Genomic DNA, 20784 nt, shown 5'->3' with positions numbered 1-20784 from the left:
CGCGGTTGGGAACCGGGGGTAACCCTGCTGTAAGCTTTCGACCGCTGACCGGCGATCCCGGGAGGCACGCGGGCTGTGGCGCAGCTTGGTAGCGCACTTGACTGGGGGTCAAGTGGTCGCAGGTTCAAATCCTGTCAGCCCGACTTTCAAAACCCGCTCTGACCAGTGTCGGAGCGGGTTTTTGTGTCTCGGCGGTCCTGCGCGATTGCCAAGCGGCGCCTCACTTCTTGCGGTTCTCGCCCAGTTCCTCGGCGATCGGGTTCGGCGGCACGTCTCTGTCCCTCTCGGTGACACCCGGTTTGGTGGGCACCCGGTGCGCGGCACCCTTCTCGCCGTTGCTCATCACGTCGTCGGTCAGCGGCACCGACGCCAGCACTTCGGAGAATGCGGCATATGTCTCGGGTGGGATCGAACGCAGGGCCCGGATGGTGTCGTCATCGCAAGAATGGCGTTCGGCCGCTGCGAGAAGAGTCGCCTTGTCAGCTGGGAAATCGACATCGTCGAGGCATTCGCGGAGTTGGCGGCGAGTGGTGGCTGCGGACATGGTGCTCCTCCTCATCTGCGGGTCTGTCGGTGCCCAATGCCCAGCACGACGGGCCGCAAACCAGGCCGCTCATGACTCCTGGGACGAGATCGCTACCCCTGCGGGTCCGCGCCGCCCGGGTGCCGATCGTCTGTCGCGCGAGGCCCGAAGCGTCGCAGACACTGGCTCTGCTCAGACGCCCTCCGCGCTGCCTCGATGGTCTTCTGCGCGCGCTCACGGTCGCGATGCGACTGTTCGATCACGGCAGCGCCCGGTGTCTTCAGATGGTCCGCCCTGAGCTGGGCTTTGTGCAGCGACGTGAATATCTCGAAGCGCTCGAGTAGATCAGCAGCGGCGAGCGCATCGGCGACGGGTCCAGTCGGCGACACAACCAGGCAGAAGGAGGTGTCGGCCTCTCCGGCGATTGCGGATGCGTCGACGAGGGTTGTGACGAATGAGCCACCGACCGACGTGGCGCGTGACAGCTCGAGGACCAGCTGTGCCGGTTGTCGTGCCAGTTCAGCGGCGACCAAGCGGCCCATGGTCGCCCCTTCGGCATCGTCGATGTGCCCAGAAACGAACAGGATGCTCGTCATGTCGGGAAGTCGCCTCAGCGTGAACGGATGTCCGTTCTGCCGGCCGCTGTCTCCGATTTCGCCCACTCCGTCACCTCCTTCATAAGTCCACCGGCGACCTGATCAGGCGGTGGGGGGGGCAGCTATCCGCTGGAAGTCCCTGCATTGGCCGATTCGCGCCAGGTACGTGGCTGGCATGCTTGAAGGAGGGCCGCAATGACGCGGGGCAGTAGGATTTCGGGGGGCCGGCGAGGAGCCCCCCGCGCATGACAAGCTGGGAGCACCACATGACCGACGCGCCGTTCGAGCAGGCAGCGGAGGTGCGCACAACTGACGTCGACGAGGCGGCCGATGCCGTAGGCCGCTTCTATGTGGCCGCAGAACTGGCTCCCATCGAAACCGCCGCGGTGAAGATGCAGATGAAGGCGTTGGTACTTCCCATGGTCACCGTCGGCGACGTCGGCTTCGGGGTGGACATCGAGATACGAGCCGACGACGTCAGTGCCTACTACATCGACGCACCGGTAACAGGCACGGCGATGAACAGGTGGCGCGACGGTGAGGATGTCGCTACGACCGCAGGGGCCGTCGCCATCTTCACACCGGGAACGCCGTGCCGGCTCGCCTGGTCCGCCGACTGCGATCAGGTGTGCGTCAAGGTGCCCGAATCACAGATGCGGCGCCAGCTCGAAGCCATGCTCGACCGTCCCGTCCGAGAAAGAATCACGTTCGATCGGCGGCTCAGTCTCAGCTCCACTGCCGCGAAGGACTGGTATTCCTTGGTGCGGCTCCTCGGCCGGCAAGCCTGGCAGCCCGGAGGCCTCCTGAACCACCCGCTCGCGGTGGGCAACCTCCAACTCCTCTTGATACAGGGTCTGTTGCAGATGCAGCCCCACAACTTCACCGATGCGCTGACCGCACGCGAACACCCGGCCAGCGCAGCAGTGACGAAGCGGGCAATCGATTTGATGCATGCGCAGCCGCAAAAGCTCTGGAGCACCGCAGAATTGGCGCGAGCAACGGGAGTCAGTGCACGTTCCCTACAGCGGGCGTTCGAACGGTCCGACCATCCCGCGCCGATGGCCTACCTCCGACGGCTTCGACTGAACCACGTGCACGCAGAGTTGGCGTCGAGCTCTCCTGACTCGGTCAGCGTGACGACGGTCGCCGTCCGCTGGGGATTCCTGCACTTGGGCCGATTCGCCAGTCAGTATCGAGAGCATTTCGGAGAGACCCCCTCGGAGACACTTCGCTCGGGCGCCCGGCCGGATCGTCCCTAGCTCCTCGCGAAACGACCCCGTCGTGGCAGCAGCGCCGACGTCACCCGGCGCCTTCGATAGCTGATCACACTCTCGTCAGAGGGAACCCGGGGCCGAGACCGCGCGCCGACGCCGAACATCAGCAGCCGCTTGTGAACACACGCAGCGATGTACTCGGTCCGGCTAATACACCGGAAGTGCTCACGTTCTTGGCCTGGAAGAAGTGGTCGAGCTGACCGACCACGACGAGCCGCCGCATCCGCGGTCACACGACAGCCAGCGCCGAGAAGCTGTACACGAGGGTGTCTCGCGTGGCCGTCCCGAGCTTGACGTACGCCGTTCCGTTCGGCTCGAACTCCGACAGGAAACTCTGCGAGGTATTGGATCTGCCCGCTGCCTCCAGCACCTTCTGTGCGCCCGACGGCGTCAGTGCGTACACGCTTGCGGTGGGGCCGAGGTCGTTGTTGATCACGTACGCGGTGCCGTCCGGGGCGAAGGTCAGCAATCTCTGCTTGTAGAACTCCGTGAAGACGTACGTCAGGCTGGTGAACTCGCTCAGCGGGATCACGGTGTTCCCTGTCGAATCGAAGCCCAGGATGTTCCATGCGCCGCCACTTCCCGACACGCGCAGATATCCGGTGCCGTCCGGGCCGAACTCGATGTATCCCGCCAATCCAGGCACTTCGGTCGTGACCGTGTCGGTCGAGAGCGCGAGTACCTGATAGGCCGAGATGAAGCCGTCAGGCCCCGTGTAGCGCAGCAGCTGGTACGGCGCACCGTCGGGGCCGAACACCACTGCGTTTCCCGCCGCACCCGACGGAAGATCGACAATGCGCACGATGGTGCCATCGGTGTTCAGCACGGCCACGTGTTCGGATCCCTCGGCGGTGTAGTTGACGTAGCCGACGTTCTCCGTCGCGGGGGACACGACGCCTCCCTGCCCTGGCGCCACCGACGACTGCGTCGGTGTGCCCGGCACCGCGACGACGGCGACGGTGCCGTCGGGGGCGACGATCGCCACCGGGGTGGTCGTCGACGACGCCGGAACCGCCAGCGGCGCAAAGACAGTGCCATCCGCCGCGACCTGCATCAGGAAACTGACGATGCGGCCCTCGATCACGTCGGAGGTGTCCAGCGTGGTCGGCGTGATCTTCGAGATGAGGGTTGTTCCGGTGCCATCGTCGGTCGAACCGGGATGGGTGTACGTCTCCAGGTAGACGCCGTCGGGCGTCACCACGGTCCACCCGGGCAGGCCGTCGACGGTGCGCACCGTGCTCGACGTCCCGGCGAGGGCGTAAATGCGGGTTGTCTTGCTGCCGAACCATCCCTTCACGCCGGCGGTGACGTAGACCGTGCCGTCGTCACCGACGATCGGGTCGCTGGGTTCTGAGCCGTACGGCAGCGCGACGGTTCGTGTCGCGCCGGTTGCCGTGAAGACCCGCACCGACGAGAACCCGCCCTGGGTCGACACCAGGTACGCGCTCCCGTCGGGTCTGAGCTCGACCGCGGTGTCGTGCGGCAGAACCTGGGCGGTGCTGTTCGGTGAGATCCGCACCAACCGGTAGGGGCGGGTCGCTCCCATGACACCGAAGGTGGGGACCTCAGTGCTGATGTACAGCGCGCCGTCCGCACCGACGCGAACCTGCCGATCCGGCGTGCCGGTGATCTTGGCGATCCTGGTGACTGTTCCGGCGCTGTCGACGGTCGAGACAGTCGAGCGCCTGCCGCCCGGGCCGAGGGTGACGACGACGACCGTCCCGTCGGGTCGTGCCGCGGGAAAGTAGGCATACCCGTCGATGTCTGCGCTCGCGATGACCTGAGCGTTGTCATCGAGGACGGAGACGTGGGTGATGGACTCGCGCCGGCTGAACACCTCACGGGTCACTTGGTACGCGGTGCCGTCGGGGGTGACGACCGGGGCCTCGAACGCCTCCCCGGGAAGTTCGGAGGTTCCGACAGCAGCCTCGACATCGCGGGCTTCGCGCCGCGCGGAGCCCACCATCGTCCACAGCAGCGACGAGGCGGCCGGCGCGTCAGGTGTGCTCGCCGGCTTCGGCTTCGGGGAGAACAGCGGCCGCAGTGCCGTGGACCGCTTCGTCCGCGGCAGCGCGGACCGCTCGGCGAGATCGGAATCCTGTTCGCTGGCAGCGACTTTGACATCAGCGCTGCCGGTACCTCGCTTGCTCGTGCGTGTGCTGCCGCGCCAGGGTTTGTCGGAAATCTTCCTGGTGTGGTTCCTGGGAGCGTCGGCGCTCTGCGATGTGCCCGCCGACGTACTCGTTGCGTCGGGTTCGGCCTGCGCCTCCCCAGCCAATCCGACGATCGCCGAACCGATTCCCAATGCAACGGCCAGTGCGCCCACTCGGCCGATGTTGTTTGCTTGCCCCACTGCGCAACCTCCCCTGGACCCCTTTCAGCAAACCACGCTGGGAAGCGGCTGTGAAGGGAAATCAGCAGTCGCAGCTCGAGCAGGCCGGCTCACCTGTGCTGACGACGGGTGACGGGCAGCAGGTATCGCCCTTCCAGGCGTTGACGCCTTCGCGGACGGCTATCGCGGCGATGACCACACCCGCGATGGGATCGGCCCAGGTCCACTCGAAGAGGCTGTTGAGCACCAGGCCGACGAGGAGCACCGCCGACAGGTACGTGCACAGCAGCGTCTGCTTGGAATCTGCTACGGCAGAAAGCGATCCGAGTTCGCGGCCGGCGCGCCGCTGCGCGTAGGACAGCACCGGCATGATGACCAGGCTCAGCGCCGCCAGCACGATGCCGATGGTCGAGTGTTCGGCCACGCCTCCACCGAGCATGGCGCGGAGTGCGTCCACCATCACGTAGACGGCGAGCCCGAAGAACGACAACGCGATGATGCGCAGGGCGACCTTTTCGCGCGCCTCGGGGTCCCGGCCGGAGAACTGCCACGCGACGGCCGCCGCCGACGACACCTCGATCACCGAGTCGAGCCCGAACCCGATCAACGCCGTGGACGACACCCGGGCACCTTCGGTGACGGCGACGACGGCCTCGATGATGTTGTAGGAGATCGTGAGCGCGACGAACAACCGGATGCGACGGGCCAACAGCCGGCGCCGGGTGTCGGTGAGTGCCACGGGCGCCATCAGGTGCACCCGCAGACCGCGCCGTCGGATGCGACGCAGCGACAGTCGGGATCCACGGCCAGCACCAGCCCCATCAGATCGTCCAGAGCGTGAGCAATGCGCTCGTCGGCCAACTCATATCGCGTGCGACGGCCCTCCGGCACAGCGACCACGAGGCCACACCCGCGCAGACATCCCAGGTGATTGGACAGCATCTGGCGGGACACCCCGAGTCGCTCGGCCAGGTCGGCCGGATAGGCCGGACCGGCGGCGAGGCTCAGCAGGATGCGCGTGCGCGTCACATCGGACAGCGCGTGCCCGAAGCGGGCCAGCGCATCGGTGTGGACGACGGTCGGCATCGCTCGATAGTACATAGAATTGTGTATTCACAAAAAGCTGTACTCAGGGAGGAATCGTTGCCGTCGCCCACCAGTAACCTCGTGTCATGCCCCGCGCACTCACCGATGACGAGATCAAGGCCCTTGTCGACAGCCGGCCGGGCTGGGCGACCCTCACGACCATCGACGACGACGGGTTTCCCCACAGCGTGCCGCTGGGCTACTTCCGGATCGGCGACGACATCGTCATGGGCGTGCGCGACCGCACGCACAAGATCGCGAACATCGAAGCGAATCCGAAGGTGAGCGTGATGCTCGAGGACGGCTCCACCATGTCCGACATCCGCGGCGTCATGTTCCAGGGCAACGCCCGCGTCGTCCGCGACAGCGAGGAAGCCGTCGAGCTCGCCCGCCACGGCGCGCGCAGGCGCGGCGTGCCGGAGGATGAGCTGCCCACCGAGCCGAGGCCGGGCTCCGCCTACATCTACGTCACCCCGGTGCGCACCCGGTCCTGGCACTACGGCGACTGATCAGCCCGCCGGTACGACGTCGCTTCCCGCCCCCTTGATCGACGCCTTCGCTCGGCTCTCGGCGCGCACGGCTCTCGTTCCGCGGACATAACCGGTCGCCGAGATCGACGCGGCCAGCAGTGCGTCCTCGCCCTTGGTGAACGGGTGGAAGCCGACACCGGCGCCGCCCCGCCCCTTGACGGGGATGTCGGCGACTTCGGTGACTTTCCAACTCTTTTCGGCCAGCGACAGGATCGCCTCACCGTTGGCGCACGACACCGGCAGCGCGGCGACCACCTCGTCGCCGTCACCGGACAGCTTCACCCCGGCCACGCCGTTGCCTGCCGCACCCTGCGGGTTGACCGCCGCCGGGTCGATGCGCAGGATCTTGCCCCGCCGCGTCACCAGAGCCAGGTGATGCCCCTCCGGGAGCACTCCCGAGCGCACCAACCCGGTGATGTCGGGCGCCACGGGGATGTCTCGGATCTTGAACGGCAAACCGTTGCCGTTGGTGAACTTCACGCGCCCATCGGTCCAGACCGCCCAGCCGAGACCGGACGTCAACAGCTCGCCGTGGCTGTCGGAGAACACCCCGCGATCGTCGAGGCGCCACGCGGTGTTGACCTTGCGTTCGCGCGGTCCGTCCTCGTCACCGCTCGCCGTCACAGGGGTGGCCTCGGTGTCCAGCACCGTGCGGCGGTCGAACTCCGGCCCCTTGAACAGCTTCGCCGTCTCGACGAGTTCCTGATCGATCACCCTGCGGCGTGCATCCGGGTCGGTCACCAACTCGGTCAGTGCCGCGAATTCAGCGTCCAGCTTCTCCGCCTCGGCCCGCAACTCGATGACGTCGAGCTTGGTGAGCCGGCGAAGCTGCAGTGCCAGAACATAATCGGCCTGCACGGCGTCGATTCCGAACCGCTCCTGCAACCCCTGCCGGGCCTCGTCGACGGTGTCGGAACCCCGGATGACCGCGACCGCCGCATCGATGTCCAGGTGGATGGTCATCAGACCTGCCACCAGGTGCCGGCGCGCGGTGACCTTCTCCAGTCGGTACTCGCTGCGGTGCAACACGACCGAGTCCCGCAGGCTCAGGAACGCCGCGATCAGTTGACGGACCGACCACCAGCGGGGCACGCGGTTCTCGTCGAGGGCCACCAGGCTGGCGGCGAACGTCGATTCCAGCGGGGTCAGCGCCAGCAGCTGCGTGCGGATGTCCTCGGCGCTGTGGCCGCGTTTGGCGGTGACGACGATGCGCAGACCGTTGCGACGGTCGGTGAGATCCGACATGTCGGCCACACCGGACATCTCCCCGGACTCCACCAGCGCGCGAATCCGTTCTTGCACAGTGTTGCTCGCGACACCCGGGGGTAGCTCGGTGATGACGCAGTTCTTGCCGTCGATGTGGATCGTGCCGCGCACGGTGAACGCACCCCGGCCGGTGGTGATGTACTCCCGCAACCCGGCCGTGCCGACGACGGTGGCGCCGCATCCCCAGTCCGGCCCGGGAATGAGCTTGCACAACCTGTCATCGGTCATGTTCGGGGTCTTGAGCAGCGCGCGACAGGCGGCCATCACCTCGCGGGGATTGTGCGCGGGCACCTTCGTGGCCCACCCCTCGGCGATACCGACGGCGCCGTTGCACAGCAGCACCGGCCACTGCGCCGGCAGCATCGTGGGCTCGGTCCATTCGCCGTCGAACGTGGGCACCATCGGCACGGCGTGGTCGTCGAGTTCGGCGGTCAGCGCTGCACCCGGCGCCGACAGCCGCATCTCGGTGTAGCGGTCGGCGGCGGGGATGTCGCCTTGGATGCGGGGGAACGCACCCTGCCCGTCGATGACCTTCACGCGCTGGAACTCCGCGGCCATCAGTGCCGCCGCCCCGTACATCGACGCGCCCCCGTGCGGGTGCAGATTGCCGGTGACCGCCGAGCACACCTTCGACGACTTCTGCGGCTTGTTGCCGGGCAGCAGCCGCGAGTCGTGCATCTGGTACAGCAGACGCCGCTGGCCGGGTTTGAGGCCGTCGAACGCCGACGGGATGGCACGGTCGCTGACGCTGTAGAGCGCGAAGGTCAGCTGATAGTGGTTCCAGTAGTCGTCGGCGCTCTGGTCGAGCACCAGGTCCGGGTTCTGTTCCGGGATGTCCAGGGTGGCAGACACGTCAAACTCCTAGTCGAGGTCGAGCGCAGAGGTGTCGACGCGGGCGGCGATCTCGGCCATCCATGTGCGACGCCCCTCGGGCGGCCCGCCGAACAACGTGTGGTGCAGCTTCGCCTCGTCGTGGTCGGGATGGACGCGAATGACCGTGCGGCGCTGCGGATCCAGCACGGTGTTCCAGAAGTCGTCGGCATCCATCTCGCCGAGACCCTTGTTACGTTGCACTTCCACCCGCTTCTTGGACGTGGCCTTCAGTTGCGCCACCGCGGCGTCTCGTTCGGACTCGTCCTGACAGTAGATCCGCTCGTCACCGTTCTTCACCACGAACAGCGGCGGCAACGTCACATAGACCATGCCGGCTTCGACGAGTGGGCGGTAGAAGTCGAGGAACATCGAGATCAGGCTCGAGTTGATGTTGCCGCCGTCGGGATCAGCGTCGGAGGCGAACAGGATCCGGTCGTAGCGGCACTGCTCGGGATCACAGTTGTCGCGCACGCCGCAGCCGAGAATCCGTTCGATCGAATCGAATTCGTCTTTGGCGCGGGCCTTGCTCAGCGCGAAGCCGTAGACATTGGGTGGCTTGCCCTTCAGTGGGAAGGCCGCCTGGAAGGTCGCGTCGCGCGCGGCTTTGATGGTGCCCAGTGCCGAATCGCCCTCGCAGAGGAACAGCTCGGCTCCCGAGCCGCGCCCGGTCTCCCTGCTGGGGAGCAGCTTCGGCGGCAGCGACAGATTGGTGCCCAGCCCTTTGGCTTTCGACGCTGCGCGCGAACGGGCCTTGGCGCCCTCGGCGCTGCGTCGCGCCCGGGCGAATTCGAGGGCCAGCTTCGTCCACAGCGAAACGGTCTCACCGTTGGCCGGGTTGGCCGCCCAGATGGTGACGCTGCGCGCGACATCCGGTGCCATCGCCAGATTCAACGACCGCGACGACACCGCCGTCTTGGCCTGCGAGTCCCACGACACGTCGGGAGCGCGGGTATCCACGGCAAGGGCGGTGACGGCCGCGAAATCCTGCGCCTCCGGTCCTTCTTCGCCCTTGGCCAGGCCCAGGTCGCGGATCCGGGACGCCCGGTCGGCCAGCGCCTCGGACAGCCCCTTCATCGCCGCGGTCAGATGCGACCCGCCGCCGGGCGTGCGCACGGTGTTGCAGAACGCCGCCACCGTCGCCGGTTCCGCGGGCCCCGCCGTCAACGACCAGCGAAACGGTGTGGGGCCGCGGCCGGTGGTGTACTCCCCGCGGCCTTCGACGACGGCCCGCACCGCCGGCGCGGGGGAGCCGGCCGCCGTGCACATGAGATCGAGGAGCGTGTCGGTGCCCCAGGGACCAGTGAAGGGTTCGAGCAGCACCGGCGGCACCTCGTCACCCGGCCAACCCTCGTCGACGACGCTCAGGTGCACACCGGGGGACATGCGCGCGGCCGCGTGCGCCCGCAGAAGAACCTCGCCGATGTCGAGCGTGGAATCCGGCACGACGGCCGGGTCGAACAGGATGCGCACCGTGGTGCCCTGAGCCTTGGGCTTGCGGTTGCTCACGCCGCGCAGCGGCTGCGCGTCGGCACGGGTGAACGGGGCGGCGGGGTCGAAATCCTCGCCGTCGAACGCGCCGGGATAGCCGCCGCCGAAGCTCTGCAGGTAGGTCTTGCCGCCCCGGCGGACCGTGACGTCCGTACGGGCGGAAATGAACACCGCAGCGGCAGCACCGATCCCGTTGAGGCCGGCGCCGGTGCTGGTGGCGTCGGCATGCGCGGAGAACTTCCCGCCTGCGCGGGCGGTGCCCAGCGTCTTGACGATGCCGTTCTTGCCGGTTGCCGGGTCGGTGTCGACCGGCAGTCCCCGGCCGTCATCGGCGACACTGACCGACCCGTCGCCATGCAGGGTGATCGTGACGGTCGACCCGCCGTGGCTGGGATCGGCGACCTCTTCCACTGCGTTGTCGATCAGCTCACGCAGCGCGGTGTTCAGGATGTCCAGACCGAGGTTGACCGCCGGCCGCAGGCGGGTGTGCTGGACATCGTCGAGCTCGGTGATGTCAGCGGCGGTGTAACTCACGTCTCGTCCTCTCCGTGGGGTGGGGCGCCGGTGGAATGGTAGACGGAGGATCCGACTTCCTCGTGCATCTACAGCTCCGCAACCCAGGTTGTGGCGGTGATGACACCATGGCGTGGTGCGCGCCTTCCTGTCCCGGCAGCGACGGCGGCTGACATGGATGCTGCGCCCGCAGCGGACCATCGACACGGCGGCCTTCGACATCGACAGGAATCGGTGGGTCGCGGTCACGGATGCGGTTCCCGTCGAGCGCGACGAGCTGAGTGTCGCGACGTTCAACATCTGGTTCAGCGACTACCACGCGACAGCGCGGTACCAGGCCATCGTCGACCTGCTCGAGACCTACACCCCGGACGTCATCGCGCTGCAGGAGGTCACTGCCGCGGCACTCGATGTGTTCCTCGGCCGGCCCTGGATTCGGAAAAATTACCAATCGGTGGCGGCCACCGGCCGTGATTTCGGCAACTACGGGTTGCTGATCCTCTCGCGGCTCCCGGTATCGCACGCTGTGTACACCCATCTGCCGCACAGTGTCGGTCGCGGCCTGCTGAGAGCGAACCTCACGGTCAACGGGCAGGAGCTGGCGGTCTGCTCACTGCATCTGCAAAGCGGCAAGAACGCGTCGACGATCCGTGCGCACCAGCTGGACGCGGTGTTCCGTATCGCTGGAACCACCGAAAACGTCGTACTGTGCGGCGATTTCAATCTGCGCGACACCGAGAACGTCGACCTTCCCGCAGACTGTGCCGACGCATGGGCGACGCTGCATCCGAACGAAGAAGGGTTCACCGAGAACACGTCGGTGAACCTCATGCTGTACGACAACAAGCGCAAGCACCGGGGCGTGCGGTTCGACCGCGTGCTGATCACGGGGGACCAGTGGGCCCCGGCGTGCATCGACCTTCTCGGTACCGAGCCGATCTCCCGCGCGTTGCCGCGAGTGTTCCCGTCCGATCACTTCGGTCTGCTGTGTCGGATCGTTCACACCGGCGGCGGCGACGGATCAGCTGTCGTTGCCGACCCGTGAACTCTGCGAAAACTTCTTCATCAGCGGCCGCCTTGCCGCGCCCCGGCCTCTACGCTGGCGTAAATGCCGTCCCCTTCGCCGACACCCGACGAGTTGCGCGTCAACTTCCAAATTCTGCTGAACAGCGCTCTCACCCACGGACGTGCAGCGGCGCGCGACTGCGGTCTGGGTCCCGCGACCATCGCAGCGATCAACGCCATCGCCTACGACCACCCCGATGCCGAAGCCGATACCGTCGCAGCTGCCTACGACGCGTTCAGTTCTGAGCATGGAGCACAAGCGACCAGTATGCCCGCGTGATCTGAGCTACCCGCAGCAGTTCGGATCCAGCACCGTGCACAGGGCGCCCAGTGCATCGGGCGCGACGCGATGAAAAACGTTCATGCCCCGACGATCCGAGGCCACGAACCCGGCGCGGCGCAGCTGCGCGAGGTGATGACTGACGGTGGACTCGGTCAACCCGATTGCCGCCGCCAACGCGCCGCTGTTCTCTTCACCGGATGCTGAACTGAAGAGCATCGACATGATCTTCACCCTGGCGGGATCTGCCAGAGCCTTCAGGCGCAGCGCCACCTGTAGCGCATCGGCATCGCTCATCGGACCCGAGGCCACCGGCGCACAGCACACTGGCCCGGACATGTCGATGGTCGGCAAGCTCTTGGGCACTCACCCATAGTGCCACCATCTTGACATTCATCACAAAGGTGGCATCGTGGCGGTCGTCAATACTTCGACATACGTCGTACAGGTAGGGAGGCAGTGATGTCAGAGATGCCGGTGACATCCCGCATCCAACTCGCACTCAACGTCGACGACCTCGACGAGGCCATCGCGTTCTACTCCGCGCTCTTCAACACCACCCCGGCCAAGGTGAAACCCGGTTACGCGAACTTCGCGGTCGCCGACCCTCCGGTCAAGCTGGTGCTGCTCGAGAACCCCGGCCACGGCGGCACCATCAATCACCTTGGTGTCGAGGTGGATTCGAGCGAAACCGTGCACCGCGAGATCGCCCGCCTCGCCGGCGCAGGCTTAATCACCGAGGAGGAGATCAACACCACGTGCTGCTTCGCGACGCAGGACAAGGTCTGGGTGAGCGGTCCCGCCGGAGAGCGCTGGGAGGTCTACACCGTGCTCGCCGACTCGGACACCTTCGGTGCCCGATGCTGATGGCCCGCTCATGACAGCCGACGCCGGCGTCGTCGACAAGCTCACGTTCCTCGACAGGTTCCTGCCGCTGTGGATCGGTATCGCCATGGCCGCCGGACTCCTGCTCGGCCGCACGGTGCCCGGTCTGGACCGTGTCATCAACGGCATTGCGGTCGACGGCATCTCGCTCCCGATCGCCCTGGGTCTTCTCATCATGATGTATCCGGTACTCGCCAAGGTGCGCTACGACCGACTCGACACCGTGACCGGCGACCGCAGAATGCTCGTCAGTTCCCTTGCCCTGAACTGGATTCTGGGACCCGCACTGATGTTCGCGCTGGCCTGGCTTCTGTTGCCCGACCTGCCGGAGTACCGCACCGGTCTCATCATCGTCGGTCTCGCCCGGTGCATCGCGATGGTCATCATCTGGAACGACCTGGCTTGCGGCGACCGTGAAGCCGCCGCCGTCCTGGTCGCCGTGAATTCCGTCTTCCAGGTCCTGATGTTCGCGGCACTGGGGTGGTTCTACCTGTCGATCCTGCCGGGCTGGCTCGGACTGCCGCAGACGAGCATCGACGCCTCCCCCTGGCAGATCGCGAAGTCCGTCGTCATCTTCCTCGGAATCCCACTGCTGGCCGGGTATCTCTCGCGTCGACTGGGGGAGCGGGCGAGAGGGCGAGACTGGTACGAACGGACCTTCCTGCCGAGGATCGGACCCTGGGCGCTGTACGGACTCCTGTTCACCATCGTCGTCCTGTTCGCGTTGCAGGGCGACCAGATCACCAGCCGGCCCCTCGACGTCGCCCGTATCGCCGTCCCGCTTCTGGCCTACTTCGCGATCATGTGGGGCGGCGGCTATCTGCTCGGAGCCGTGCTGGGCCTGGGTTACGAGCGCACGACGACGCTCGCTTTCACCGCGGCAGGCAACAACTTCGAGCTCGCGATCGCCGTTGCCATCGCGACGTTCGGCGCGACCTCGGGGCAGGCGCTGGCCGGTGTCGTCGGCCCCCTCATCGAGGTTCCCGTACTCGTCGGTCTGGTCTACGTGTCACTCGCCCTGCGCCACCGGTTCGCCGGGGCCCGATCGGAGGAGGCGCCGGCATGACGGATGCCCGGACACCGTCGGTGTTGTTCGTGTGCGTGAAGAACGCCGGTAAGTCGCAGATGGCGGCCGCACTCATGCGTCAACTCGTCGGCGACTGCGTCGTCGTCCACTCCGCCGGCACGCGACCGGGCGAGCGTGTCAACGCGCTGTCCGCGCAAGCCCTCGCGGAGGTGGGCGTCGACATCAGCGGTGAAGCGCCGAAGCCGCTCGACGCCGGCATGATCGGTGACGTCGACATGGTCGTGACCCTGGGCCGCGAAGCCCACGTGGAACCGGTTGCGGGTCCTCGATTCCACACCTGGGACACCGTCGAACCCTCCGAGCACGGTATCGACGGGATCGAGCGCATGCGGCTCATCCGCGACGACATCGCGCGGCGCGTGCAGACTCTCGCCGACGACCTGGTGCAGCGCGGACCCGGGATCACCGGGCCTGCTCGAGAATTCCGATGACCTGCTGCAGCGGATCGGACACCGTGGACACCGCCCCCACATAGGGATGCGAGAGCTCCACCACGAGGAACAACTGCGCCCCGACGAGCGTGCCGATGATGGCCACCATCGCGTAGTGGTTGGCCGGCTTCTCGACCCCGTAGATGATCGCGCACCCCAGGAGCAGGCCGCTGGTGACGAAGATGACCGCCCACAGCGACCAGGGGGGACCGGTATCGGTCCGCGCCTGCAGCACTCGCTCCGTCCTGGCCTTGCTCATGTCGTTCAGGTTGCCGAAAGACGTTGACAGCAACGTCTTTTGCGCGTCGGTGCGGGGCGTCGCGCTCTCATATACCGAGTAGAGGCGGTTCAGCGCCTCGTCGGCCGCGGGATAGAGCCGGCCCGCGTTCGACTCGTCCCACTCCGCCAACGCAGCCCGCTCGTAGGCCATCAGGCTCTGGCGAATGCGATCGCGGTCCGGCTCGTCGAACACTCCGGAATCACGGGCGAGCTGCGCCCCGGCCGCCCCTTCGGTCCGCACCACCGAATCGGCGTGGCTGATCTGCCCCCACATGGCCGATACGACGAATCCGATGAAGAACGCGAACACGAAACCGACGACACCGAACGCGAACTTGGTGACGTCGTTGTGCTCTTCGTCGCGGGTGCCGGGAAAGCGGCGCCGTACCAACGTCTGGATCACGACGGCGAGTCCTGCCGTCGCGGCCACGATCAGGATCAACAACAACCACGACGGCACATGGGTCACCAACCATTGACTCACGTCGCCCCCTCGTCAGCTCGATCGCCGCTGACTCTAAACCGGCCGGGTTGAATACAACGGGCGATAGTGGGAACAATGTCAGTGGCTCAACAAGGAAGCCCACGCCATTCCGGCTGTCTGGGGACCTGCGATGACCGTCCTGCTCGACACCGCGGACCTGGGCGAAGCCGAACATCTGGTGAGTGCCAATTACACCAAGGTGTGCTTCACCCCGTCCGACGACGCCGTTCCGCGTGTCCACGTGGAACGCACCGAGCTGGGCAGCATGGTGCTCGACGACTTCCAGTACGGCATGAACTTCACGTTCGACGGCAGACCACTCGACGACATCGTGCTGTGCCTCGTCCGTTCCGGCATGATCCTGCACACGACGTCAGCGCCCGAACCCCACCTGTCCCGGGCGGGCGACATCATCGCGCTCGGCGCGCACGAAGGCCAACACCTCAGCGGGGAGGCCCGCGGCGTGCACTTCGACGCCATTTCCCTCGACAGACGGGTGCTGGACACGGTGGCGGCGGGAGTGACCGGCAGCGAACCAGTCCGCCTGACGGCACCGACGCCGGTGTCACCGATCGCCGGAGCCCACGTGATCACGGCCCTGCGGCACATCAAGCACTCCGTGGCAACCAATCCCTGCGCCGCCCAGAGCCCACTGGTGGTCGCGAACGCCCGGCAGTACCTGGCGGCCTGCGTTCTGGCCGCATTTCCCACCACCGCCCATCTCGAGCCGACCGCGGCTGACCGGCACGACAGCACACCGACATTGCTGCGCCGAGCGATCGCGTACATCGACAGCAACGCCCAGCGCGACATCTCGATGGTCGACATCGCCAATGCCGTGTACGTGACACCGCGGGCGCTGCAGTACATGTTCCGCAAGCACTGCCACTGCACGCCCACGGAATACCTTCGCCGGGTTCGGCTCTCCCATGCGCACGCCGAGCTGGCAGCCGGCGACCGGTCCACGACGCGGGTCGCGGAGATCGCGCTCCGGTGGGGTTTCTCGCATTCGGGGCGCTTCGCCGTGTACTACCGCGAACAGTACGGCGAGAGCCCGCACGCCACGCTTCGCCGTTGACTTTCTGCCCTTGGGCGAGCGCGGCCGGAAGAGTTATCGTCGACGGGTACGGTTCCGCGATGACGGGTTCGCGGCCGTCTGCGGGAGGCCGACATGCGGCTCACATACGTCACGATCCTGCCGGCGTTGATCGGCCCCGGGCTGATCGCCTTGCCGCCGGCCGCGGCCGACTGCACCAGCGCCGCCGGCACCACCGTCTGCTCGCAGGGCGACGTCCGCGGCGCCAACACCGGGCAGGGTCCCGGCGCGGTCCCCACCTACAACCCCTACCAGTGCTGGTACTGCAACGACGGCGGCTGGGGCCTGACCTTCATCATCGAGCGGCCGCACCGGCCTCACGGTGACGGCGGGGCCGGCAGAAGAGGTTGAGGCGCAGCGGCTTTGGCGCGCAGATCCGCCCGGCGCGCCACAGCCAGCACCGTCGCGCCCTGGGTCGCCAGTTTCTCCGCTGCGACCTCACCGATTCCCGACGATGCGCCGGTCAGCAGAATGCGCTTGCCCTGCAATGGAATCGACGTGCCCAGCGACGGAAGAGGGAGCGGCCGCATGCCGGCCAGCCGGAACGCTCGGCGCAGCGGGCTCGTCACCGATCCGACTCTAGGCCGACACGACGACGATCTCAGCGAATTGCCGACGCGAACCGCTGACGGGAGCGTAATTTTGCCGTGACACACGCCACGGGGGTCGGCGAAGGGATACTTCATGGGTCAGGCAAAGGTTCAGGCAGCCACCATCGGACGCGTCGGAGCGCTGGCCGTGACGCTGGGCGTCGGCTGGGCGGTGGCCACGGCTGCTCCCGGCGTGGCATACGCCGACGACACCGGCGGTGACACGTCCGCGTCTGCGTCCGTGTCATCGTCGGAGTCGTCGCAGAGCGCGACCGGGGCATCCCGGGCAGCCGAGCGCCGGGCCGCTGCCGCGCAGCGCCGTCAGGAGGCCCGCGAGGCGGCAGCGACGCGGCGCGCCGAGCGTCAGGAGGCTCGCCGTGCCCGGGCCGCCGATCGCAGAGCAGACGACACGGACGGCGCCGTGACGTCGGTGAGGATCACCCCAGGCGCAAAAGCCGCCTCACGCGCCGACGCCCCCGAGGGCCCGCCTCCCGCGGCGCCGCTCGCCCTCACCACGTTGCTGACGGCAGCCGCCGCGAAACGCGACGAGCGGACGACGACGCAGCGGAGCACCGTCGCGTCGCAGGTCAGCGCCCTGGCGGCCGACGACACCCCGAACGTGCTGGTGATCGGCATCGACGGCACCAACCTCAGCAAGGTCCTGGCCAACCAGCAGAACACCAACCTGTTCAGCCTCATGCAGGGCGGCACGACGGCGGCCTCGACGATCGTCGGGCACACCACGATCTCCAACCCGTCGTGGTCGTCGATCCTGACCGGGGCGTGGGGCGAGAAGACCGGCGTGATCAACAACGTCTTCACCCCGTGGACCTACTCGACGTGGCCCACGCTGTTCACCCAGCTCGAACAGTTCAACAGCAGCATCGAAACCACCGCGATCTCCGACTGGGACGTGATCGCCGGCATCGCCGGAACCGGTGGTGCGGCCACAGTCGACAACAACATCTATTTCACCCAGGTCGCCGGCGACACCGACTGGTCGAAGACCGACGACCGGGTCGGCGACGCCACCGAGGCCGCGATCCTGGGCGCCGACCCCAACGTCGGCAACTTCGTCTTCAGCTACTTCGTCGGGGTCGACGAGAACGGGCACATGCACGGCGGCGACTCACCGGAGTACGCCGAGGCCATCACCAACGTCGACCGCAACATCGGGGAGATCCTCGCCGCCATCGAGGCCAGCGGCCAGGAATGGACGATCATCGTGGTCACCGACCACGGCCACCAACCCCAGAAGGGCATCGGCCACGGCTTCCAATCCCCGCCCGAGACATCGACTTTCGTCATCGCGAACGGGGCCGGCTTCGACTCCGGCGCGATCAACCTGACCTACTCGATCGTCGACGTCACCCCCACGGTGCTCACCCTGTTCGGGGGTACGCCGTCGGGGGACTCGGACGGGACGTCCCTGACCGACCAGGACGACAGCAACGTCGACCCGGTGAACGACGACGGCGCCCTGCGGGCCGACCTCCTCGAGATCATCGCCAAGTACGGCTATCCCGACGACGCGACCGAGGCCAGGCTCGCGCTGCGCACCATCGTGACCTCGGTGCCGTACTTCGTGTTCGGTGCGACCAACCAGCTCACCTCAGGCCTGCAGGATCTCGTCGATCTCGGCATCCCGCTGGTCAGCCTGGTGGCCAAGGTCGCGATCATCCCGGTGCAGCTGGGCGGCGACCTGGTCTACGTCGCGACCAATCTGGCGGCGCAGATCGTCGCCAAGCTCACCGGCGTCGAGGGCGCCAGCATCTTCCCGCTGTGGCCCCCGGCACCACCGGCGATCGAACCTCAGCCCGACGAGACCACCACGCTGGTGGACCTGTTCGCGGTGTGCGGTGACGACCCCGCGTCCGCCGGCTTCCTGCGGTGCGGGGCACCGGGTATCGCGGTCTAGCGCTGCATCGAGTTGATGAAGTAGGACTCTTTGCCGGTGGGGTAGCCGCCACCGTCGGTGGCGATGTGCACGTGGTCGAAGTGGTTGGCCGTCTCGTTGCCGTAGTCGGCCGTCCAGCTCGGCGCTCCGATGCCGGGGTAGAGGCCCTGGCGCCAGATCACGTGCAGCACGCCCCAGCGCTTGGCGTTGGCCAAGGCGTAGCCGGCGATCTGATTGCCCAGGGCGATGCCCTCGTCGGAGTGGTAGTTCGGGATCATCACGTCGATCGCCAGCCCGTTGGGATGCCACTTCAGCGGGTCTTGGCGATAACCACCGATCGTGGTGATCTCGGGGAACATCGCGCTGATCGCGCGGGCCGCCCAGATCGTCTTGACCTGCAGGCCGCCCTCCGGCGCGACGCCGCGCGGCAGCGACAGGTCGAACACCCGCGCGTCGATGGGCGCGCTGGCGGCCAGCAGTTCGGCTTTGTCGGGTGGAGGAGCGGCGGGCGACGCGGACGGCCCACCCGGAGCGGCGGCGGGCGGCACGGCGGCCGGGGCCACCGACTTCTCCGTGTCCTGGGCATAGAACATGCCGGCCGACACCACCAGCGACACCGCGATCGCCAGCCACCGGCCACGGCCGTTGGCTAACAAATTCGCGCGCACGAGGTGCACCATAACGCCGCGCACCGCCGGCGCGGGCAATGTTGGCCTACGGCGCGTTTGAAAAAGTTCCGCGCTGGGGACACTGTCATCCTGTTTGGTGCGGGGGGCACGCGTGGCCCGGACGGAAGGCATCCTCGATGAGCGAAGTCAGTACGGAGTCTACGCAGACCGGCACCCAGCGAAAGCTCGGTACCAGTCTGAAATCTCGGCACATCACGATGATCTCCATCGCCGGGATCATCGGTGCGGGTCTGTTCGTCGGGTCGAAGAACGCCATCGCGGAGGCGGGCCCGGCCGTCATCCTCTCCTACATCATGGCCGGCACCCTGGTGGTGCTGGTCATGCGCATGCTGGGGGAGATGGCCACGGCCAACCCCGACACGGGATCGTTCTCGGTCTATGCCGACCGCGCCCTGGGTGGCTGGGCCGGCTTCTCCATCGGCTGGCTGTACTGGTGGTTCTGGGTGCTGGTGATCCCGGTGGAGGCCACCGCCGCGGCGAACATCCTGAGTGATCTGATCGGTGGCGCACAGTGGATCTGGGCGCTGGCGGTCACGCTCCTCCTGACCATCACCAACCTCGCGAGCGTCGGCAACTACGGCGAGTTCGAGTTCTGGTTCGCCTTGATCAAGGTCGTCGCCATCATCGCGTTCATCGGCGTCGGTGTGGCCGCGATCTTCGGCCTCATCCCCGACTCGCAGGTCAGCGGCATCGAGAATCTCTGGCAACCGGACGGATTCCTGCCCAACGGTTTCGGCGCCGTCATCGCCGGCATGCTGATCACGATGTTCTCGTTCATGGGTACCGAGATCGTCACCATCGCGGCCGCCGAATCACCTGACCCTCAGCACGGCATCTCCAAGGCCGTCCGCACCGTCATCTGGCGCATCTCGCTGTTCTACATCGGGTCGATCTTCATCATCGTCTCGTTGATGCCGTACAACGATCTGCCCGACGGGTCCTACCAGTCGACGCTGGAGGCGATCGGCATTCCCGGCTCCAAGCTCATCATGGACATCGTCATCCTGACCGCGGTGGCGTCGTGCCTGAACTCCGCGCTCTACACGGCCTCGCGAATGTTGTTCTCGCTCAGCGAGCGTCGGGACGCTCCGCAAGCGGTCCGCAAGATCGCGGGCAACGGGGCGCCCTGGGTGGCGGTACTGGCCTCGACCGCGGTGGGCTTCCTCGCCGTCATCGGCAACTACCTGCTGCCGGAGAAGATCTTCGGCTACCTGCTGGCCACCAGCGGCGCGGTGGCGCTGTTCGTCTATCTCGTCATCGCGATCAGCCAGTTCGTCCTCGGCCGCAAGATGCGGGCCGCGGGCGAACGCCCGCCGGTGAGGATGTGGCTGTTCCCGTACCTGACCGTGGTGGTGATCGGGCTGATCGTCGCGGTGCTGGTGTTGATGGCGTTCGATCCCAAACAGCAGCAGGCGATCGCACTCTCGGTGATCTCGGCCGTCGTCATCGTCGGGCTCGGGGTGTTGGTGCACCGGCGCCACGGCGCGGCCGCCGGGCAACCGGCCGACAGCCGCTGAGCG

Annotated in this window: 19 protein-coding genes, 1 tRNA gene and 2 pseudogenes; 11 read left to right on the top strand and 11 right to left on the bottom strand. The window is 67.0% G+C overall.

Annotation, left to right across the window (positions count from 1 at the left end):
* Positions 1-69: 69 nt before the first annotated feature.
* A tRNA-Pro gene (locus MHN84_RS27185) sits at positions 70-143 on the top strand.
* Positions 144-220: 77 nt separating this feature from the next.
* Here MHN84_RS27185 and MHN84_RS27180 read toward each other — a convergent pair.
* Both MHN84_RS27180 and MHN84_RS27175 read right to left on the bottom strand, forming a co-directional pair.
* Positions 221-544 (bottom strand): DUF2795 domain-containing protein, encoded by a 324-nt coding sequence (locus tag MHN84_RS27180; RefSeq protein ID WP_241207585.1) that lies wholly within the window; start codon positions 542-544, stop codon positions 221-223.
* A 92-nt stretch (positions 545-636) separates the two neighbouring features.
* A complete protein-coding gene (locus tag MHN84_RS27175) occupies positions 637-1119 on the bottom strand; it encodes an STAS domain-containing protein (RefSeq protein ID WP_241207584.1) in 483 nt (160 codons plus the stop codon).
* A 245-nt stretch (positions 1120-1364) separates the two neighbouring features.
* Between MHN84_RS27175 and MHN84_RS27170 the strand changes: the two genes are divergently transcribed.
* On the top strand, positions 1365-2378 hold the full coding sequence (locus MHN84_RS27170; protein ID WP_241207583.1) for an AraC family transcriptional regulator: 1014 nt from the start codon (positions 1365-1367) through the stop codon (positions 2376-2378).
* Between the two features lie 244 nt (positions 2379-2622).
* Here the strand turns inward: MHN84_RS27170 and MHN84_RS27165 are convergent, their stop codons facing one another.
* The 3 genes from MHN84_RS27165 to MHN84_RS27155 form a co-directional block, all read right to left on the bottom strand.
* A complete protein-coding gene (locus MHN84_RS27165; protein WP_241207582.1) occupies positions 2623-4746 on the bottom strand; it encodes a hypothetical protein in 2124 nt (707 codons plus the stop codon).
* 61 nt (positions 4747-4807) lie between these two features.
* Positions 4808-5473, bottom strand: a complete 666-nt coding sequence (locus tag MHN84_RS27160) for a cation transporter (protein WP_241207581.1) — start codon at positions 5471-5473, stop codon at positions 4808-4810.
* Positions 5473-5811, bottom strand: coding sequence for a helix-turn-helix transcriptional regulator (locus MHN84_RS27155; RefSeq protein ID WP_241207580.1), 339 nt, complete (start codon positions 5809-5811; stop codon positions 5473-5475). The genes MHN84_RS27160 and MHN84_RS27155 overlap by 1 nt, the downstream gene beginning before the upstream one ends.
* Positions 5812-5897: 86 nt before the next feature.
* On the opposite strand from MHN84_RS27155, the gene MHN84_RS27150 reads away from it, so the two are divergent.
* On the top strand, positions 5898-6320 hold the full coding sequence (locus MHN84_RS27150) for a pyridoxamine 5'-phosphate oxidase family protein (protein WP_241207579.1): 423 nt from the start codon (positions 5898-5900) through the stop codon (positions 6318-6320).
* Here MHN84_RS27150 and MHN84_RS27145 read toward each other — a convergent pair whose 3' ends face one another.
* On the bottom strand, positions 6321-8459 hold the full coding sequence (locus MHN84_RS27145; RefSeq protein ID WP_241207578.1) for a DNA gyrase subunit A: 2139 nt from the start codon (positions 8457-8459) through the stop codon (positions 6321-6323).
* A 9-nt stretch (positions 8460-8468) separates the two neighbouring features.
* Positions 8469-10502: a toprim domain-containing protein gene (locus tag MHN84_RS27140; protein ID WP_241207577.1), complete on the bottom strand. Its 2034-nt coding sequence runs from the start codon at positions 10500-10502 to the stop codon at positions 8469-8471.
* A gap of 115 nt (positions 10503-10617) precedes the next feature.
* Between MHN84_RS27140 and MHN84_RS27135 the strand changes: the two genes are divergently transcribed.
* Positions 10618-11526, top strand: a complete 909-nt coding sequence (locus MHN84_RS27135) for an endonuclease/exonuclease/phosphatase family protein (protein ID WP_241207576.1) — start codon at positions 10618-10620, stop codon at positions 11524-11526.
* Between the two features lie 63 nt (positions 11527-11589).
* Positions 11590-11826, top strand: a complete 237-nt coding sequence (locus tag MHN84_RS27130) for a hypothetical protein (RefSeq protein WP_241207575.1) — start codon at positions 11590-11592, stop codon at positions 11824-11826.
* 6 nt (positions 11827-11832) lie between these two features.
* Here MHN84_RS27130 and MHN84_RS27125 read toward each other — a convergent pair whose 3' ends face one another.
* On the bottom strand, positions 11833-12192 hold the full coding sequence (locus tag MHN84_RS27125; RefSeq protein WP_241207574.1) for an Rv2640c family ArsR-like transcriptional regulator: 360 nt from the start codon (positions 12190-12192) through the stop codon (positions 11833-11835).
* Between the two features lie 105 nt (positions 12193-12297).
* Here MHN84_RS27125 and MHN84_RS27120 point away from each other — a divergent pair, with 105 nt between their 5' ends.
* Together MHN84_RS27120 and arsB are read left to right on the top strand one after the other, a co-directional pair.
* Entirely contained in the window at positions 12298-12693 is a 396-nt protein-coding gene (locus MHN84_RS27120) for an ArsI/CadI family heavy metal resistance metalloenzyme (RefSeq protein ID WP_241207604.1), read from the top strand.
* A 10-nt stretch (positions 12694-12703) separates the two neighbouring features.
* Positions 12704-14229 (top strand): annotated as a pseudogene (gene arsB / locus MHN84_RS27115) (ACR3 family arsenite efflux transporter).
* Here the strand turns inward: arsB and MHN84_RS27105 are convergent.
* A complete protein-coding gene (locus MHN84_RS27105) occupies positions 14201-14992 on the bottom strand; it encodes a DUF4239 domain-containing protein (protein ID WP_241207573.1) in 792 nt (263 codons plus the stop codon). The pseudogene arsB and the gene MHN84_RS27105 overlap by 29 nt on opposite strands.
* 130 nt (positions 14993-15122) lie before the next feature.
* Here MHN84_RS27105 and MHN84_RS27100 point away from each other — a divergent pair, with 130 nt between their 5' ends.
* Together MHN84_RS27100 and MHN84_RS27095 are read left to right on the top strand one after the other, a co-directional pair.
* The gene (locus MHN84_RS27100) at positions 15123-16070 is read left to right on the top strand and encodes a helix-turn-helix transcriptional regulator (protein ID WP_241207572.1); all 948 of its coding nucleotides are present in this window, start codon (positions 15123-15125) and stop codon (positions 16068-16070) included.
* Between the two features lie 93 nt (positions 16071-16163).
* Positions 16164-16439: a hypothetical protein gene (locus tag MHN84_RS27095; protein WP_241207571.1), complete on the top strand. Its 276-nt coding sequence runs from the start codon at positions 16164-16166 to the stop codon at positions 16437-16439.
* A gap of 14 nt (positions 16440-16453) precedes the next feature.
* Here MHN84_RS27095 and MHN84_RS27090 read toward each other — a convergent pair.
* Positions 16454-16618 (bottom strand): annotated as a pseudogene (locus tag MHN84_RS27090) (SDR family NAD(P)-dependent oxidoreductase); the annotation flags it as partial.
* 154 nt (positions 16619-16772) lie between these two features.
* Here MHN84_RS27090 and MHN84_RS27085 point away from each other — a divergent pair.
* Positions 16773-18596 (top strand): alkaline phosphatase family protein, encoded by a 1824-nt coding sequence (locus MHN84_RS27085; protein ID WP_241207570.1) that lies wholly within the window; start codon positions 16773-16775, stop codon positions 18594-18596.
* On the opposite strand, the gene MHN84_RS27080 is transcribed toward MHN84_RS27085, so the two are convergent.
* A complete protein-coding gene (locus MHN84_RS27080) occupies positions 18593-19252 on the bottom strand; it encodes a glycoside hydrolase (protein ID WP_374238436.1) in 660 nt (219 codons plus the stop codon). The two genes, MHN84_RS27085 and MHN84_RS27080, sit on opposite strands and share 4 nt — an antisense overlap.
* Before the next feature lie 128 nt (positions 19253-19380).
* Here MHN84_RS27080 and MHN84_RS27075 point away from each other — a divergent pair, with 128 nt between their 5' ends.
* Positions 19381-20781: an amino acid permease gene (locus MHN84_RS27075; protein WP_241207568.1), complete on the top strand. Its 1401-nt coding sequence runs from the start codon at positions 19381-19383 to the stop codon at positions 20779-20781.
* Positions 20782-20784 lie beyond the last annotated feature (3 nt).

It is taken from the genome of Mycobacterium sp. PSTR-4-N (assembly GCF_022348085.1).
Lineage (GTDB): Bacteria > Actinomycetota > Actinomycetes > Mycobacteriales > Mycobacteriaceae > Mycobacterium.
This window is presented reverse-complemented; position numbering and strand designations above follow the sequence as displayed.